The organism is Pseudomonas ovata, from assembly GCF_003131185.1.
GTDB lineage: Bacteria > Pseudomonadota > Gammaproteobacteria > Pseudomonadales > Pseudomonadaceae > Aquipseudomonas > Aquipseudomonas ovata.
The window spans coordinates 39539-54801 of record NZ_QFFU01000026.1 but is presented as its reverse complement, the minus strand read 5'-3'; the positions used below and the strand labels follow the sequence as shown (position 1 = coordinate 54801).

10 protein-coding genes and 2 tRNA genes are annotated in these 15263 nt (G+C 62.7%); 6 read left to right on the top strand and 6 right to left on the bottom strand.

Annotation, left to right across the window (positions count from 1 at the left end; translation table 11 throughout):
* The first annotated feature begins 18 nt into the window (after positions 1-18).
* From cysK to aceK, 3 genes are all read left to right on the top strand, one after another.
* Positions 19-993, top strand: coding sequence for a cysteine synthase A (gene cysK / locus DGA31_RS24990; RefSeq protein ID WP_056835162.1), 975 nt, complete (start codon positions 19-21; stop codon positions 991-993).
* A gap of 163 nt (positions 994-1156) precedes the next feature.
* Positions 1157-2095, top strand: coding sequence for an aspartyl/asparaginyl beta-hydroxylase domain-containing protein (locus DGA31_RS24985; protein ID WP_056835164.1), 939 nt, complete (start codon positions 1157-1159; stop codon positions 2093-2095).
* A gap of 34 nt (positions 2096-2129) precedes the next feature.
* Entirely contained in the window at positions 2130-3848 is a 1719-nt protein-coding gene (aceK, locus tag DGA31_RS24980) for a bifunctional isocitrate dehydrogenase kinase/phosphatase (protein ID WP_109514324.1), read from the top strand.
* Positions 3849-4049: 201 nt separating this feature from the next.
* Here the strand turns inward: aceK and DGA31_RS24975 are convergent, their stop codons facing one another.
* Positions 4050-7523 carry a hybrid sensor histidine kinase/response regulator gene (locus DGA31_RS24975; RefSeq protein ID WP_109514323.1) on the bottom strand — a complete coding sequence of 1158 codons (3474 nt, stop codon included), beginning with the start codon at positions 7521-7523 and terminating at the stop codon, positions 4050-4052.
* Positions 7524-8027: 504 nt separating this feature from the next.
* Here DGA31_RS24975 and DGA31_RS24970 point away from each other — a divergent pair.
* A complete protein-coding gene (locus tag DGA31_RS24970; protein ID WP_109514322.1) occupies positions 8028-9902 on the top strand; it encodes an MFS transporter in 1875 nt (624 codons plus the stop codon).
* A 6-nt stretch (positions 9903-9908) separates the two neighbouring features.
* On the opposite strand, the gene tyrS is transcribed toward DGA31_RS24970, so the two are convergent.
* The 3 genes from tyrS to rdgC all read right to left on the bottom strand — a co-directional run bounded on the left by tyrS (position 9909) and on the right by rdgC (position 13276).
* Entirely contained in the window at positions 9909-11132 is a 1224-nt protein-coding gene (gene tyrS, locus DGA31_RS24965) for a tyrosine--tRNA ligase (RefSeq protein ID WP_109514321.1), read from the bottom strand.
* A 186-nt stretch (positions 11133-11318) separates the two neighbouring features.
* Positions 11319-12281: a bile acid:sodium symporter family protein gene (locus DGA31_RS24960; protein WP_109514320.1), complete on the bottom strand. Its 963-nt coding sequence runs from the start codon at positions 12279-12281 to the stop codon at positions 11319-11321.
* Positions 12282-12355: 74 nt separating this feature from the next.
* Positions 12356-13276 carry a recombination-associated protein RdgC gene (gene rdgC / locus DGA31_RS24955; RefSeq protein ID WP_056835174.1) on the bottom strand — a complete coding sequence of 307 codons (921 nt, stop codon included), beginning with the start codon at positions 13274-13276 and terminating at the stop codon, positions 12356-12358.
* Between the two features lie 162 nt (positions 13277-13438).
* On the opposite strand from rdgC, the gene DGA31_RS24950 reads away from it, so the two are divergent.
* Positions 13439-13514 (top strand) — tRNA-Val (locus DGA31_RS24950).
* Positions 13515-13527: 13 nt separating this feature from the next.
* A tRNA-Asp gene (locus DGA31_RS24945) sits at positions 13528-13604 on the top strand.
* A gap of 124 nt (positions 13605-13728) precedes the next feature.
* On the opposite strand, the gene DGA31_RS24940 is transcribed toward DGA31_RS24945, so the two are convergent.
* The gene (locus DGA31_RS24940) at positions 13729-14205 is read right to left on the bottom strand and encodes a thioesterase family protein (protein WP_109514319.1); all 477 of its coding nucleotides are present in this window, start codon (positions 14203-14205) and stop codon (positions 13729-13731) included.
* Between the two features lie 24 nt (positions 14206-14229).
* Positions 14230-15195, bottom strand: a complete 966-nt coding sequence (locus tag DGA31_RS24935) for an L-carnitine dehydrogenase (protein ID WP_109514348.1) — start codon at positions 15193-15195, stop codon at positions 14230-14232.
* Positions 15196-15263: the final 68 nt, after the last annotated feature.

The window sequence follows — 15263 nt, the reverse complement described above, 5'->3', positions numbered from 1 at the left end:
TTGCAACAAGGACACGTCATGAGCCGGATCTACGCAGATAACGCCCATTCCATCGGTAACACGCCGCTGGTGCAGATCAACCGGATCGCGCCACGCGGCGTCACCATCCTGGCCAAGATCGAAGGGCGCAACCCCGGTTACTCGGTCAAGTGCCGGATCGGCGCGAACATGATCTGGGACGCCGAAGGCAGCGGCCGGCTCAAGCCGGGCATGACCATCGTCGAGCCGACCTCGGGCAACACCGGTATCGGCCTGGCGTTCGTGGCGGCAGCACGCGGCTACAAGCTGGTATTGACCATGCCGGCCTCCATGAGCCTGGAGCGGCGCAAGGTGCTCAAGGCCCTGGGTGCCGAACTGGTGCTGACCGAGCCGGCCAAGGGCATGAAGGGCGCCATCGCCAAGGCCGAGGAACTGCTGGCGGCCAACCCCGGGCAGTACTTCATGCCGGCGCAGTTCGACAACCCGGCCAACCCGGCCATTCATGAAAAGACCACGGGCCCGGAAATCTGGGCAGACACCGATGGCGCCATCGATGTACTGGTAGCCGGCGTCGGCACCGGTGGCACGATTACAGGCATTTCGCGCTATATCAAGAACACTCAGGGCAAGCCGATCCTGTCGGTGGCCGTCGAGCCTGAAAGCTCACCGATCATCGCCCAGGCCCTGGCGGGTGAGGCCATCGTGCCGGCACCGCACAAGATCCAGGGCATTGGCGCCGGGTTCATCCCGAAAAACCTCGACCTGTCGCTGATCGACCGGGTCGAGGCGGTCAGCGAAGACGCGGCCAAGGCCATGGCCCTGCGCCTGATGCAGGAAGAAGGCATTCTGTGCGGCATTTCCTGTGGCGCGGCCATGGCCGCCGCCGTGCGCCTGGCGCAAAAGCCGGAAATGCAGGGCAAGACCCTGGTGGTGATCCTGCCGGACTCGGGCGAGCGCTACCTGTCGACCATGCTGTTTGCCGATCTATTTACCGACGAGCAGTTGCAGCCCTGATCGGTATGTCGATTTCTCGCCAGCGGGCCAACAGTTTATGATGGCCGGCTGGCGAGCCGCCTGATCCGCTCGAAGAGACCCGGCCAGTCCTGCACCTGGCCTCATGACACGCCCTGCCTGTTATTCCCGTTCGGGAAGGCAGGCAGTGTTGAAGGAGAGTTCCATGACCTTATCGTTCGCTGTCAAGGCGTCGATCCTGCTGCTGTTCGTGGGCAGCACCCTGTTTGTGCACCTGCGCGGTCGGGCGCGGTTGCCGCTGTTGCGCCAGTTCGTCAACCATTCGGCGTTGTTCGCTCCTTACAACAGCCTGATGTACCTGTTTTCGAAAGTGCCGTCCAAGCCCTATCTGGACCGCCGCCAGTTTCCCGAGCTCGACGTGCTCAAGGACAACTGGCAGGTCATCCGTGAAGAAGCCATGCGCCTGTTCGACGAGGGCTATATCCGCGCCGCCGAAAAGGACAACGACGCCGGCTTCGGTTCGTTCTTCAAGAAAGGCTGGAAGCGCTTCTACCTGAAATGGTACGACAAGGCCCTGCCGTCGGCCGAAACCCTGTGCCCGCAGACCGTGGCGCTGGTCAACAGCATTCCCAACGTCAAGGGCGCGATGTTTGCCCTGCTGCCTGGTGACAGTCACCTGAACCCGCACCGTGATCCGTTTGCCGGCTCCCTGCGCTATCACCTGGGCCTGTCCACCCCCAATTCCGATGCCTGCCGGATCTTTGTCGATGGCGAGGAATATGCCTGGCGCGACGGTGAGGACGTGATGTTCGACGAAACCTTCGTGCACTGGGTCAAGAACGAAACCAGCGTGACCCGCGTCATCCTGTTCTGCGACATCGAACGGCCGTTGACCAGCCGCCTGATGACCCGCATCAACCGCAGCGTCAGCGCCTTTCTGGGCCGTGCCACGGCACCGCAGAATCTCGACGACGAGCGCGTCGGCGGCATCAATCGCGCCTATGCTTTCAGCAAGCGCTTCAGCAACGGCATCAGCGGCCAGGTCAAGCAGTTCAAGCGCAGCAACCCCAAGGCTTACCGCATCCTGCGTCCGGTGCTGGCGGTACTGGTACTGACCTTGCTGGGGTATTGGCTGTTCGGTTAAGTGTCCCGGCCGCTCCTGTGAGGGGCCACCTTGTATGGCGTCATCTTTTCCCGAAGCCGTCGCCGGATCGCTACTGGCCGGTTTCGACGATTACCGCCGTCACTTCCGGCGCCTGACCGACGGCGCCCGGTCGCGCTTCGAGCAGGCGCAATGGGCATTGATCCAGCGCGTCTCGGCCGAGCGCATCGAGCTCTATGAGCTCAAGGTCAACCAGACCGTGGCCCACCTGCGCGAGCGCTTTGCCTCACACCCGTTGCTGGACGTCGGCCACTGGCCGTCGATCAAGCACGCCTGCCTTGAACGGATCGACCCGCGGCGCGATGCCGAGCTGGCCGAGACCTGGTTCAACTCGGTGTTCTGCGGGTTGTTCAGCCATGACCTGATCAGCGACCGCTGCATGTTCATCCACAGCACCCGCCCGCCGTTATCCCGGGACCATCCCTTGGCGCAGCTTCGTCGTTACCGATCCAGAGGTGACCTGCATGACCTGCTGGCGCGGCTCTTTGATGACTACCGCTTCAGCGTGCCTTATGCCGATCTGCCGGGTGACTTGCAACGTCTGTGCGATGTGCTGCGCGGTCATCTGCCGGACTGGGTGATCCGCGACCCGGCCTTGCGCATCGAACTGTTCACTTGCGTGTTCTACCGCAATAAGGGCGCTTATCTGGTCGGGCGGTTGTTCACTGTCGATGAACAGTGGCCGCTGGTGATCCCGCTGCTGCACTGTGAAGGGCAGGGCATTGTGATCGACACCCTGATCCTCGACGAGGCCGAGGTGTCGATCATCTTCTCGTTCACCCGTTCGTACTTCATGGTCGACGTCCGGGTGCCAGCGCAGTTTGTCGCCTTTCTCAAGCGCATTTTGCCGGGCAAGCACCTGGCCGAGCTGTACAGCTCGATCGGCTTCTATAAACAGGGCAAGTCGGAGTTCTATCGGGCGCTGATTCGCCATCTGGCGCGCAGTGATGACCGTTTTATCCTGGCGCCGGGCGTGCCGGGCATGGTCATGAGCGTGTTCACGCTGCCGGGCTTCAATACCGTGTTCAAGGTCATCCGCGACCGCTTTGCGCCGGCCAAGCGGGTCGACCGCGCCACCGTCATTGATCGCTATCGGCTGGTGAAGAACAGCGACCGGGTCGGGCGCATGGCCGACACCCAGGAGTTTGCCGACTTCCGCTTTGCCGTCAGCCGCTTCGAGCCCGCCTGCCTGGCCGAATTGCTGGCGGTGGCTGCCGCGACGGTGGTCATCGAAAACGACGAGACCGTGCTGATCCGCCATTGCTGGACCGAACGGCGCATGACACCGCTCAACCTCTATCTGGAGCAGGCCGGCCCCGCCCAGAGGCAGCATGTGCTGTACGACTACGGGCTGGCGATCAAGCAACTGGCGGCGGCCAATATCTTTCCCGGTGACATGCTGCTCAAGAACTTTGGCGTGACCCGCCACGGCCGTGTGGTGTTCTACGATTACGACGAGATCAGCCTGTTGACCGAGGTCAACTTCCGGCGTATTCCGCCAGCGCGCTGCGCCGAAGACGAATGGGCGGCCGAGCCCTGGTACACGGTAGGCCCACATGATGTGTTTCCGGAAGAGTTCCCGCCGTTTCTGTTTCCCGACCCCGCACTGCGCCGCCTGTTCGAAAGTCTGCATGGCGAGCTGTTCGAGGCCGGCTACTGGCAGGCCATCCAGGCCGACATCCGCGCGGGCCGGGTAATCGACGTGTTTCCCTATCGCAGCCCATTGCAGGGCTGAAGCCCCTGATTTATTGAATATAAAATCCACCGCTTGTAGGAGCGCGCTCTGCCCGCGACCGGCTGCGTTAGCAGTCGTAAAATTGTGGCGTTTCGCCAATTCTGAATGCGTTCGCAGTCATGATTTGTGCCGTCTCGACAAATTTACGACTGCTGACGCACTCGGTCGCGGGCAAGCGCGCTCCTACAAAGGACGGGAATATCAGTTCAGGCTCAGATGCCGGCTCAGCAGCGCGCGCAAGGCCGCCGGCTTGACCGGCTTGGGCAGGTAGTCGAGCCCGGCGGCGTGGACCTGGGCGATCAGTTCCTGGCGGCCGTCGGCGCTGATCAGCACGCCGGGTATCGGCTCGCCCAGGCGGGTGCGCAACCAGGCCATCAGTTCGGTGCCGGTTTCGCCTGCGTCCAGGTGGTAGTCCACCAGCGCCAGTTGCGGGCGCACGCCGCTGTCGAGCAGGGCCTGGCATTCGCGCAGGTTGCGCGCGGTCCAGACCTGACAGCCCCAGCGGCTGAGCAGGCTGTTCATGCCGATCAGGATGCTGTCTTCGTTATCGACACACAGCACCTGGGCGCCATTGAGTGGCTGGCTGGCGGTTTCGACCGGGGCGGGCAGAGGCTTTGAACCCGCCTCGGCCAAGGGCACCTGCACACTGAACACACTGCCACTACCGGGCCATGAGCGTACTTGCAACGGGTGCTCCAGCACCCGACAGAGGCCGTCGGCAATCGCCAGCCCCAGCCCCAGGCCTTTGGCGGCGCGGGTCTGATGGCTGTCCAGGCGCTTGAACTCCTCGAAAATCTCCAGACGCTTGTTTTCCGGGATGCCGGGGCCGCGGTCCCAGACTTCTAGGCTCAGGTAGCGACCACGGCGCCGGGCGCCCAGCAGCACCGGGCCCTTGGCATAGCGAAAGGCATTGGTCAGGAAGTTCTGCAGCACCCGGCGCAGCAGCTTGTGGTCGCTGTCGATGCGCAAGGCACTGCCACGCACGCGAAATTCAAGGTTCTGTTCACGGGCCAGGGCGGTGAACTCGGCGCCCAGGGCATCGAACAGGCTGTCGAGCACGAACGGCTGGCGTTCCGGGGTAATCTTGCCGTTCTCCAGGCGTGAGATATCGAGCAAATCGCTGATCAGGTCTTCGGCCGAGCGCAACGAGCTGTCAAGGTGCTGCACCAGTTGCCGGACGTCGCTGGAAACGCCTTCCTGTTGGTGCGACAAGGCCGCAGAAAACAATCGCGCGGCGTTGAGCGGCTGCATCAGGTCGTGGCTGACTGCAGTGAGGAAACGGGTCTTGGACTCGTTGGCCGATTCGGCATGGGCCTTGGCCTCGCCCAGCGCCTGGTTGAGCTGCGACAGCTCGTGGGTGCGCTCGGCCACCCGTTGCTCAAGGCGTTCATTGACGCCCTTGAGCGCACGTTCGGCTTCGCGGAAGGCGGTGATGTCGGTGAAACTCATGACAAAGCCGCCGCCGGGCATCGGGTTGCCGATCAGTTCGATCACCTGGCCGTTGGGAAACAGGCGCTCGGAGGTGTGGGCACGGCCCTGGCGCATCCAGTGCAGGCGCCGCGCCACATGCACTTCGGCCTCGCCCGGTCCGCACAGCCCGCGCTCGGCATTGAAGCGAATGATGTCGGCAATCGGCCGGCCGACACCGATCAGGCCCTCGGGGTAGTCGAACAGTTCCAGGTAACGCCGGTTCCAGGCCACCAGCCGCAGCGACTGGTCGACCACGCTGATGCCCTGGGTGATGTTCTCGATGGCGCCCTGCAGCAGGGCACGGTTGAACTCCAGTACCTCAGAGGCTTCGTCGGCGATGCGCACCACATCGTCGAGCTGCATTTCGCGGCCTTCGATGGCGGCCTTGACCACGGCGCGGGCCGACGAACTGCCCAGCACACCAGCCAGCAGGCGCTCGGTGTGGGCAATCCATTCGCCGTTGGCATTCTGGCTGGCGTTGAAGTCCTTGCCCTGGCTGTAGGCAAAGCGAATGAAGCTCTTGCTGGCGCGGTCTTCCCCGACAAAACGTGCCGCCAGGTGCAGCAGGTCATCGACTTGTACCGCCAGCAACGAGCGGTTGCCGGACAAGGCGTGGGTCTGCTGGCCGATGAAGCGCCCGGCCTGCCAGTGTTCGGTCACACGGGTACGCGACAGGATCGAGACCCAGGCAAACAGCGTGCAGTTGCCGGCCATCGACAGCACCACGCCTTGGGTCAGTGGGCTGATCGGCAGGTCGAACGGGTTGCTGTGCAGCCAGGCCAGCAGCGGGAAGCTTTCCAGCGGCCAGCCCATGCCATGCGCCGCCACCGGCAGCACCAGGGTGTAGAACCACAGGAAAATACCGGTGGCCAGGCCGGCGAACACGCCACGGCGGTTGGCCTGCTTCCAGTACAGGGCGCCGAACATCGCCGGCGCCAGCTGGGTGATGGCGGCAAAGGCGATCTGGCCAATGGTGGCCAGGCTCGCGGTAGAGCCCAGCAGGCGGTAGCTGACATACGCCAGCAGCAGGATCACCACGATGCTGACCCGGCGCACGGTGAGCATCCAGTGACGGAATGCCTCGAACGGCCGTTCGGTATTCTTGCGTCGCAGCAGCCAGGGCAACAGCATGTCGTTGGAGACCATGGTCGACAGCGCCACGCTGGCCACGATGACCATGCCGGTGGCCGCCGAGGCGCCACCAATGAACGCCAGCAGCGCCAGCGCCGGGTGAGCATGGCCCAGGGGCAGGCTGATGACAAAGGAGTCAGGCAGCACCGAGGCCGGCAGCATCATCTGCCCGGCCAGGGCAATCGGGATCACGAACAGGGCGGCCAGGGCCAGGTAGATGGGGAAGACCCACTTGGCCAGGTTCAGGTCGCGCGGCTCGATATTTTCCACCACCGTGACGTGGAACTGCCGGGGCAGGCAGACGATGGCCATCATTGCCACGCTGGTCTGCACGATCATCGACGGCCAGTTGACGGTTTCCTGCCAGTACTGCTCCAGGCGCGGGGCCTGGCGGGCCTGGTTCAGCAGGTCGCCAAAGCCGTCGTACAGGCCAAAGGTGACGAACACACCCACCGCGATGAACGCCAGCAGCTTGATCACCGCCTCGAAGGCAATCGCCAGCACCATGCCCCGGTGGTGCTCGGTGACATCCAGGTTGCGCGCCCCGAACACGATGGTAAACAGCGCCAGGATCAGCGACACCACCAGCGCGGTGTCCTGGGCGCGGGTGCCGGTCGAATCGGCTCCGGCGCCGATCAGGATATTCACGCCCAGCACGATGCCTTTGAGCTGCAGGGCAATGTACGGCAGCATGCCGACCAGGCAGATGACTGCGACCATCACCGCCAGCGATTGCGACTTGCCGTAGCGGGCGGCAATGAAGTCGGCAATCGAGGTGATGTTCTCCTGCTTGCTGATCAGCACCATCTTCTGCAGCACGCGCGGTGCCAGCACCATCAGCACAATGGGCCCCAGGTAGATGGGCAGGAACGACCATAACTGTTCGGCTGCCTGGCCCACTGCGCCGAAAAACGTCCAGCTGGTGCAGTACACCGCCAGCGACAGGCTGTAGACCCAGGCCCGTTGTGCCGGGCGCAGCGAATTGCTGTGGCGATCGCCATAAAAGGCAATCGCAAACATGAACGCCATATAACAAAGAGCAACGACGGCGATCAGCCCGCTGGACAACGACATGCTGTATTCCATGAAGAATCAAAAGCGGCAGTCTCGCATGCCGCGCAGGATTCGTCTCTGTAGGACTAATGCCGATCAGTCAAGCCTCGACGCGGACCTGTGGGCGGCAAGCTCTGCTGGCGAATGCGGTGGTACAAGTGCAGCAGATGTGTTGTCCCTGCTGGCCCTTTCGCGGGCAAAGCCCCCTCCCACCGGATTGATGTCGCCCAAGGTCTCGTGCCTGACACCGGACTGTGGGAGGCGGCTTGCCGGCGAATGCGGCGGTACAAGCGCAGCAGGTGTATGGGCCTTGCTGGCTTCATCGTCGGATCGCCGCCCGGAGCAGAGCGTCCTCCCACCTGTTTGGCATTCGACGAAATTCATTTTGGCTGATCGGTATTAGTCCTGCGGTACCGGCGTGCACTTTTGGAAATGCCCTATCGACATTCCGGCGCCCAGCGTCTTCAATGTGCCTCGGATTGAGCCTTGATCTTCAATCCGTCAATGCCATTCAGGACACGGACGATGAGCCAGCAGTCACAGTTTTCCCTCCTTAAAAAGCGGCGCTTCTTGCCGTTTTTCATCACCCAGTCGCTGGGGGCCTTCAACGATAACGTGTTCAAGCAAGCGTTGATCCTGGCCATCCTCTACAAGCTCGGGATCCAGGGCGACCAGTCGGTGTACGTCAACCTGTGCGCCTTGTTGTTCATCCTGCCGTTCTTTCTGTTTTCGGCACTGGCCGGGCAACTGGGCGAGAAGTACCCCAAGGATGCGCTGATCCGCGTGATCAAGCTGGCCGAGATCCTGATCATGGCGGTGGGGGCGATGGGCTTTCTGTTCAATCACCTGTGGATGCTGTTGCTGACCCTGTTCGCCATGGGCACTCATTCGGCGTTGTTCGGGCCGGTGAAGTATTCGATCCTGCCCCAGCATTTGCGTGAAAACGAACTGGTCGGCGGTAACGGCCTGGTCGAGATGGGCACCTTCCTGGCGATCCTGGCCGGGACCATCAGTGCCGGCGTCATGCTGTCGTTCACCCATTACGCCTGGGTCGTCTCCGGGGCCATCGTGCTGGTCGCCTGCCTGGGCTTTGCCGCCAGCTGGGGTATTCCCCGCGCCGCCGCCGCTACCCCGGGGCTGGTCCTGAACTGGAATATTTTCAGCCAGTCCTGGGCCACCCTGCGCCTGGGCTTGAGCCAGACGCCGGCGGTGTCGCGTTCGATCGTCGGCAACTCGTGGTTCTGGTTCGTCGGCGCCATTTACCTCACGCAGATCCCGACTTACGCCAAGGACCTGATGTTCGGCGACGAGACCGTCGTTACCCTGATTCTGACGGTGTTCTCCATCGGCATCGCCCTGGGTTCGCTGCTGTGCGAGCGCTTGTCCGGGCACAAGGTCGAGATCGGCCTGGTGCCGTTCGGCTCGTTCGGCATGACCGTGTTCGGCCTGCTGCTGTGGTGGCACTCCGGGCATCTGGTCCAGTCTGAAACCATCAATAGCTGGCGCGATATCCTCGCCCAGTGGCCGGGCCGCTGGGTGCTGCTGGACATTCTGGGCATCGGCATCTTTGGTGGCTTCTACATCGTGCCGCTGTACGCACTGATCCAGTCGCGCACTGCCGAAAAGGAGCGCTCGCGGGTCATTGCCGCCAATAACATTCTCAATGCGCTGTTCATGGTGGTCTCGGCGCTGGTGTCGATCCTGCTGCTGAGTGTGGCCGGGCTGTCGATTCCCGAGCTGTTCCTGGTGGTATCGCTGATGAACATTGCTGTCAACGTCTATATCTTCAGCATCGTGCCCGAGTTCACCATGCGCTTCATGATCTGGCTGCTCGGCCATTCCATGTACCGGGTCGAGCACCGTGACCTTGAGCAGATTCCGGACGAGGGCGCGGCCTTGCTGGTGTGCAACCACGTGTCGTTCGTCGACGCGTTGCTGATCGCCGGGGCCGTGCGCCGGCCGATCCGTTTCGTCATGTACTACAAGATCTACCGCCTGCCGGTGCTCAACTTCATTTTTCGCACCGCCGGCACCATCCCGATCGCCGGGCGCAATGAAGACATGGACATCTACGAGCAGTCCTTCAAGCGCATTGCCCGCTACCTGGCCGATGGCGAACTGGTGTGCATCTTCCCCGAGGGCAAGCTGACCACTGACGGCGAGATCAGCGGCTTCAAGGCCGGCATGAGCCGCATCCTCGAAGAAACCCCGGTGCCGGTGATCCCTATGGCCTTGCAGGGGCTGTGGGGCAGCTTCTTCAGCCGCGACCCGGACAAGGGCCTGCTGCGCCGTCTGTGGTCGCGGGTGGTGCTGGTCGCCGGTGCGCCGATCACCGCCGACCTGGCCAAGCCTGTGGATGTGCGCGAACACGTCAAGCGGCTGCGCGGCGACCAGCGCTGAGGCGTGTCACGCCCGCACGATTGACACATGGCGCTTCTTGCCCAGGCTGACTTGCCACTGTGATCCGTCGGGGTCCAGTGGCAGGTCCGGGTCATCCAGCCGCTCGCCGTTCAGGCGCAGGCCGCCACCCTTGGCCAGCCGACGCACAGCACTGAGCGACGGCTCCAGCCCGGCTTCGACCAGCAGGGCGGCCACCGATACGCCAGCCTGCAAGGCTTCACGGCTCACCGGAATCTTCGGCAGATCAGCCAGGCTGTACTCGCTGAAGATGGCCTGCGCCGCCTGACAGGCCTGCTCGGCCGCTGCCTCGCCATGGGCCAGGGCCGTGACCTGGTTGGCCAGCACGATCTTGGCCTGGTTGAGCGCCGCGCCACCCTCGGCTGTGAGGTGCTCGATCTCTGTCAGGGGCAGTTCGGTAAACAGCTTGAGAAAGCGCGCCACATCGCGGTCGTCGCAGTTGCGCCAGAACTGCCAGAAATCGAACGGCGTGAGCCGCTCGCCGGCCAGCCACACCGCACCGTTCAGCGACTTGCCCATCTTCTTGCCATCGCTGGTGGCCAGCAGCGGCATGGTCAGGCCGAACAGTTCACGGCTGTCACGCCGCCGCCCCAGCTCCACGCCATTGATGATATTGGCCCACTGGTCGGCGCCGCCCAACTGCACCGTGCAGTCGACGCGCCGCGCCAGCTCGGTGAAGTCATGGGCCTGCAGCAGGGTGTAGCCGAACTCCAGGAATGACAGCGAATGCTCGCGATCCAGGCGCTGGCGCACGGCATCGAAGGTCAACAGGCGATTGATCGAAAAGTAACGCCCCACCTCGCTGAGAAACTGCAGATAGCCAATGCCGTCGAGCCACTGGGCGTTATCGACCACCCGCCCTGCGCCGTCACCCAGCACCACGTAACGGGCGAAGGTGGCGCAGATACCGGCGATATTGGCGTCGATCTGTGCCTGCGACAGCAGCGGGCGGCTCTCATCGCGAAAGCTCGGGTCACCGATGCGGGTGGTCGCGCCGCCGATCAGCATCACCGGCCGGTGTCCGGCCTTCTGCAGCCAGCGCATCAGCATCAGGCCCTGCAAATGGCCGACATGCAGGCTGTCGGCGGTGGCATCGAAACCCAGGTAGATCGTACGCGGCGCCTGGGACAGGTGCTGGCGCAGGCCTTCAAGATCGGTGGCTTGATGAATGAAGCCGCGCTGTTGCAGGGTATCGAGGATGTCAGATGTCATGAGGTTCAGCCTGCCAGGAATTCATGCGAGCAATAGGTTGAAATTTGCACAACCTACCGATAGGTAGCTTTCGCAATCATAGGCAAGCGCTGCCTGCCAGGCAACTGCTGATTGGGTGGGGGCGTAGCAAACAGCGTGAGTGAGCCGGCTTTTCAAACCGGGTCACTCACGGCTCGTTTCACGTTTTTATGCTTTCGAATCAAGCGTCCCGGTTGGCGCTTGTTCATCCGGCATTTTGCGGAAGTACGTCGACAGCAAGGCGCCGGAAATATTGTGCCAGACGCTGAACAGCGCGCTGGGCACCGCCGCCAGTGGCGAGAAGTGCGCTGCGGCCAACGCGGCGCCCAGGCCGGAGTTCTGCATGCCGACTTCCAGCGACAGCGACTTGCGTTGTGGCAGGGGCAGCTTGAACAGTTTGCCGGTGAAATACCCCAGCAGGTAGCCGAAGCTGTTGTGCAGGATGACCAGTGCCATGATCAGCAGGCCCGACTCGGCAATCTTCGCCTGGCTGGCGGCGACCACGGCGCAGACGATCAGCACGATACTGACCACCGACACCAGCGGCAGCACCTGCACGGCATAACTGACCCGTGCGCCCAGCAAGCGCTGGACAACCACGCCCAGCACGATCGGCAGAATCACCATCTGCACGATCGACAGGAACATGTCGCCGAACGACACCGGCAACCAGGCCGAAGCCAAAAACCAGATCAGGGCCGGGGTCAGCAGCGGGGCGAGCAGGGTGGTGACCGAGGAAATCGCCACGGCCAGCGCCAGGTCACCCTTGGCCAGCCAGGTCATGACATTGGACGAGGTGCCGCTCGGGCAGCAGCCGACCAGAATCACACCGACCGCAATTTCCGGCGGCAGGGCAAAGACCTGGCACAACAGCCAGGCGACGCTGGGCATGATCACGAACTGTGCGGCCACCCCCAGGGCCACGCGCCACGGATGGCGGGCGACCTCGGAAAAGTCCTCGACCTTGAGGGTCAGACCCATGCCGAACATGACCAGGCCCAGCAACGGCACGATCCAGCCCTTCAGGCCAATGAACACCTGTGGGAACAGGAACGCCAGTACCGCAAACAGCAAGACCCAATACGCAAAGGTGTTGCCGACAAAACGACTCAAGGCTGCCAGTGCACGCATGGCCCTTTCCTTTTCTTATGTTCTTGTTCAATGAAAAGCGCCGCCTCAAGGGCGGCGCCGGATAACGGTGCAGCTTAGATCCCTTGTGGAATCTCCTCACCGCCCAGGGCTTCGAACAGCTCGGGCAAAAACTCGCCGAAGGTCAGCATCATCAGCGTGAAGCTGGCGTCCAGTTGGCCCAGGGCTTCGTCGCCACCGTCCTGTTCGGCCTGGTCCTGCAGCAGTTCTTCGAACTTCAGGCGCTTGATCACCAGCTTGTCGTCGAGCACGAACGACAGCTTGTCCTGCCAGGCCAGCGAGAGCTGGGTGACGATCTTGCCGGTGTTCAGGTGCAGCTGGATCTCGTCGCCGGTCAGGTCCTGACGCTTGCAGCGCACGATGCCGCCATCTTCATGGGTGTCACGCAGTTCACATTCGTCCAGCACGAAGAAGTTGTCGGCGGCTTTCTGAGTCTTGACCCAGTCGGTCAGCGTGGCGCTTGGTGCGACTTTCACGGTCAGCGGACGCACCGGCAGCGAGCCGATCACTTCACGCAGGGTCGACAGCAGGTCTTCGGCACGCTTGGGGCTCGAGGCGTTGACCAGGATCAGGCCTTGTTTAGGCGCGATGGCGGCGAAGGTCGCCGAGCGACGAATAAAGGCGCGTGGCAGGAAGGCCTGGATGATTTCATCCTTGATCTGATCGCGTTCCTTTTTGTAGACCTTGCGCATCTGCTCGGCCTCGATCTCGTCGATCTTCTCTTTGACGGCATCGCGCACCACGCTGCCGGGCAGGATGCGTTCTTCCTTGCGCGCGGCAATCAGCAGAAAATCCTGGCTGACATGCACCAGGGGCGCGTCTTCACCTTTGCCGAACGGTGCCACGAAGCCGTAAGTGGTCAACTCCTGGCTGGCACAGGCCCGCGCAGGCTTGGTGGCGAGGGCGGTTTCCAGCGCCTCGGCATCGAACGGCACGTCCTGGGTAAGGCGATAGACAAGCAGGTTTTTGAACCACATGGGGTGAGTCTCTCTTTCCATTGCAAAGGGGGCATTATTCGCTGCCTGGACCCTCTGGGCCAACCCTGAGCTAAGTCTTTGGAAAATTTATAAATTTTTTTGATTAAGTGCTTGCCAGCCATAAGGTGTGTCCGTAGAATGCGCGCCACACCGAGAGACAAAGGGTGATTAGCTCAGCTGGGAGAGCATCTGCCTTACAAGCAGAGGGTCGGCGGTTCGATCCCGTCATCACCCACCATCTCAGTGTATGCGCAGCGGTAGTTCAGTCGGTTAGAATACCGGCCTGTCACGCCGGGGGTCGCGGGTTCGAGTCCCGTCCGCTGCGCCATCTTCAGCCTGGGTTCACTGAACGATCCGGGCTAACAAAAAAGCGACCTTCGGGTCGCTTTTTTCGTTTCTGGTGCTCCTGAACGGCCTCTTGAGCCACGGCTGACCGTGGCTTTTCCTGTTGGCTATTTTTTAGCGGGTAAACCGATGACCCGGCCGAGCAGGGCGGGCCTTGGCAGCCCGGCCTGCCCGGCGCTGATCGCGGCGAGTCGTTCCAGGGTGGCCTCGGTAAATGGCGCCGAATGCGGCCCGGCCAGGTCAACGTGCAGCAGCATCTGCTCATTGCCGGCCAGTTCCCTGGCCTCTCCAACCCGATGCAGGCTGTGATAAAGGTGCAGGCGCTTGGTGTCGTGGGCGATCAGTTGGGTGTGCACCTCGACCTCGGCACCCAGTTTGACTTCATGCAGGTAATTGAGGTGCAGCTCCAGGGTGAACAGTGAATGGCCGCAGGCTTCACGGTGATCGCTGTCCAGGCCCAGGGTATCCATCAGTGCGTCGGTGGCGTAGCTGAAGATCAGCAGGTAGAACGCGTCGCGCAGGTGGCCGTTATAGTCGACCCAATCAGGCTGGATGCGGGTTGCGTAGGTGGTCAGTGCAGGCATGGGCGGTACTCGGCTTGGCATGGGTCAGTCGGCGAAGTTCATACCGTGCCTGGCCTTGGTGGTCTTCACGGCCTCCAGTACGGCAAGCAGGCAATCATCACGGTAACGCTCCAGGGCTGAAATGCTGTGGGTGCCCAACTGCTCGGTGGTGCCCTCGACCACATCGTCAATCAACCGGTCGGTCAGCTCCGGTGCCGGCAGATAGGTCCACGGCAACTGCAGCGCCGGGCCGAACTGCGCCATGAAGTGCCGCATACCGGCATCGCCACCGGCCAGGGTGTAGGTCAGGAAAGTGCCCATGAACGACCAGCGCAGACCGGCGCCAAAGCGAATCGCGTCATCGATTTCGCCGGTGGTCGCCACGCCGTCATTCACCAGGTGCAGTGCCTCACGCCACAGTGCTTCCAGCAGGCGGTCAGCGATAAAGCCGGGGACCTCCTTGCGCACATGCAGCGGGCGCATGCCGAGCGATTCATACACCGTGATCGCCGCCTGGATCGCCTCGGGTGCGGTGTGCTTGCCGCCGACCACTTCCACCAGCGGCAGCAGGTACACCGGGTTGAACGGGTGCCCGACCACGCAGCGCTCTGGATGGGTGGCGCTTTCATAGAATTCACTTGGCAGCAGCCCGGAAGTGCTTGAACCGATCAGCGCCTCGGGTTTGGCGGCTGCGCTGATCTGACGGTGCAATTGCAGCTTCAATTCCAGGCGTTCCGGCGCGCTTTCCTGGATAAAGTCGGCGTCTTTCACGCATTCTTCAATGGTGTCGACAACGCGCAGGCGGTCCTGGGAGGCGCCCGCTGCCAGGCCCTGTTGCTCCAGGGCGCCCCAGGCATTGGCGACGCGTTGGCGCAGTGCGGCTTCGGCGCCGGGCGCCGGGTCCCAGGCGACCACATCCAGGCCGTGGGCAAGGGCGCGAGACACCCAGCCGCTGCCGATAACGCCGCTGCCCAGGGCGGCGAAGGTTTTGATCTCAGTGATAAAGCGCATGACGATTTCCTGAAAGGGGTGGGTAATCTGTTGTGGCGACGGGCCGGCCATCGTCCACGGTCCTGATG

What these genes read in the sequence shown, in the direction of transcription:
- aceK (WP_109514324.1), top strand. Translation starts at nt 2,130, where the DNA reads ATGGCGTCATCTTTTCCCGAAGCCGTCGCCGGATCGCTACTGGCCGGT.
- DGA31_RS24970 (WP_109514322.1), top strand. Translation starts at nt 8,028, where the DNA reads ATGAGCCAGCAGTCACAGTTTTCCCTCCTTAAAAAGCGGCGCTTCTTG.
- DGA31_RS24960 (WP_109514320.1), bottom strand. Translation starts at nt 12,281, where the DNA reads ATGCGTGCACTGGCAGCCTTGAGTCGTTTTGTCGGCAACACCTTTGCG.
- DGA31_RS24975 (WP_109514323.1), bottom strand. Translation starts at nt 7,523, where the DNA reads ATGTCGTTGTCCAGCGGGCTGATCGCCGTCGTTGCTCTTTGTTATATG.
- rdgC (WP_056835174.1), bottom strand. Translation starts at nt 13,276, where the DNA reads ATGTGGTTCAAAAACCTGCTTGTCTATCGCCTTACCCAGGACGTGCCG.
- DGA31_RS24940 (WP_109514319.1), bottom strand. Translation starts at nt 14,205, where the DNA reads ATGCCTGCACTGACCACCTACGCAACCCGCATCCAGCCTGATTGGGTC.
- tyrS (WP_109514321.1), bottom strand. Translation starts at nt 11,132, where the DNA reads ATGACATCTGACATCCTCGATACCCTGCAACAGCGCGGCTTCATTCAT.
- DGA31_RS24985 (WP_056835164.1), top strand. Translation starts at nt 1,157, where the DNA reads ATGACCTTATCGTTCGCTGTCAAGGCGTCGATCCTGCTGCTGTTCGTG.
- cysK (WP_056835162.1), top strand. Translation starts at nt 19, where the DNA reads ATGAGCCGGATCTACGCAGATAACGCCCATTCCATCGGTAACACGCCG.
- DGA31_RS24935 (WP_109514348.1), bottom strand. Translation starts at nt 15,195, where the DNA reads ATGCGCTTTATCACTGAGATCAAAACCTTCGCCGCCCTGGGCAGCGGC.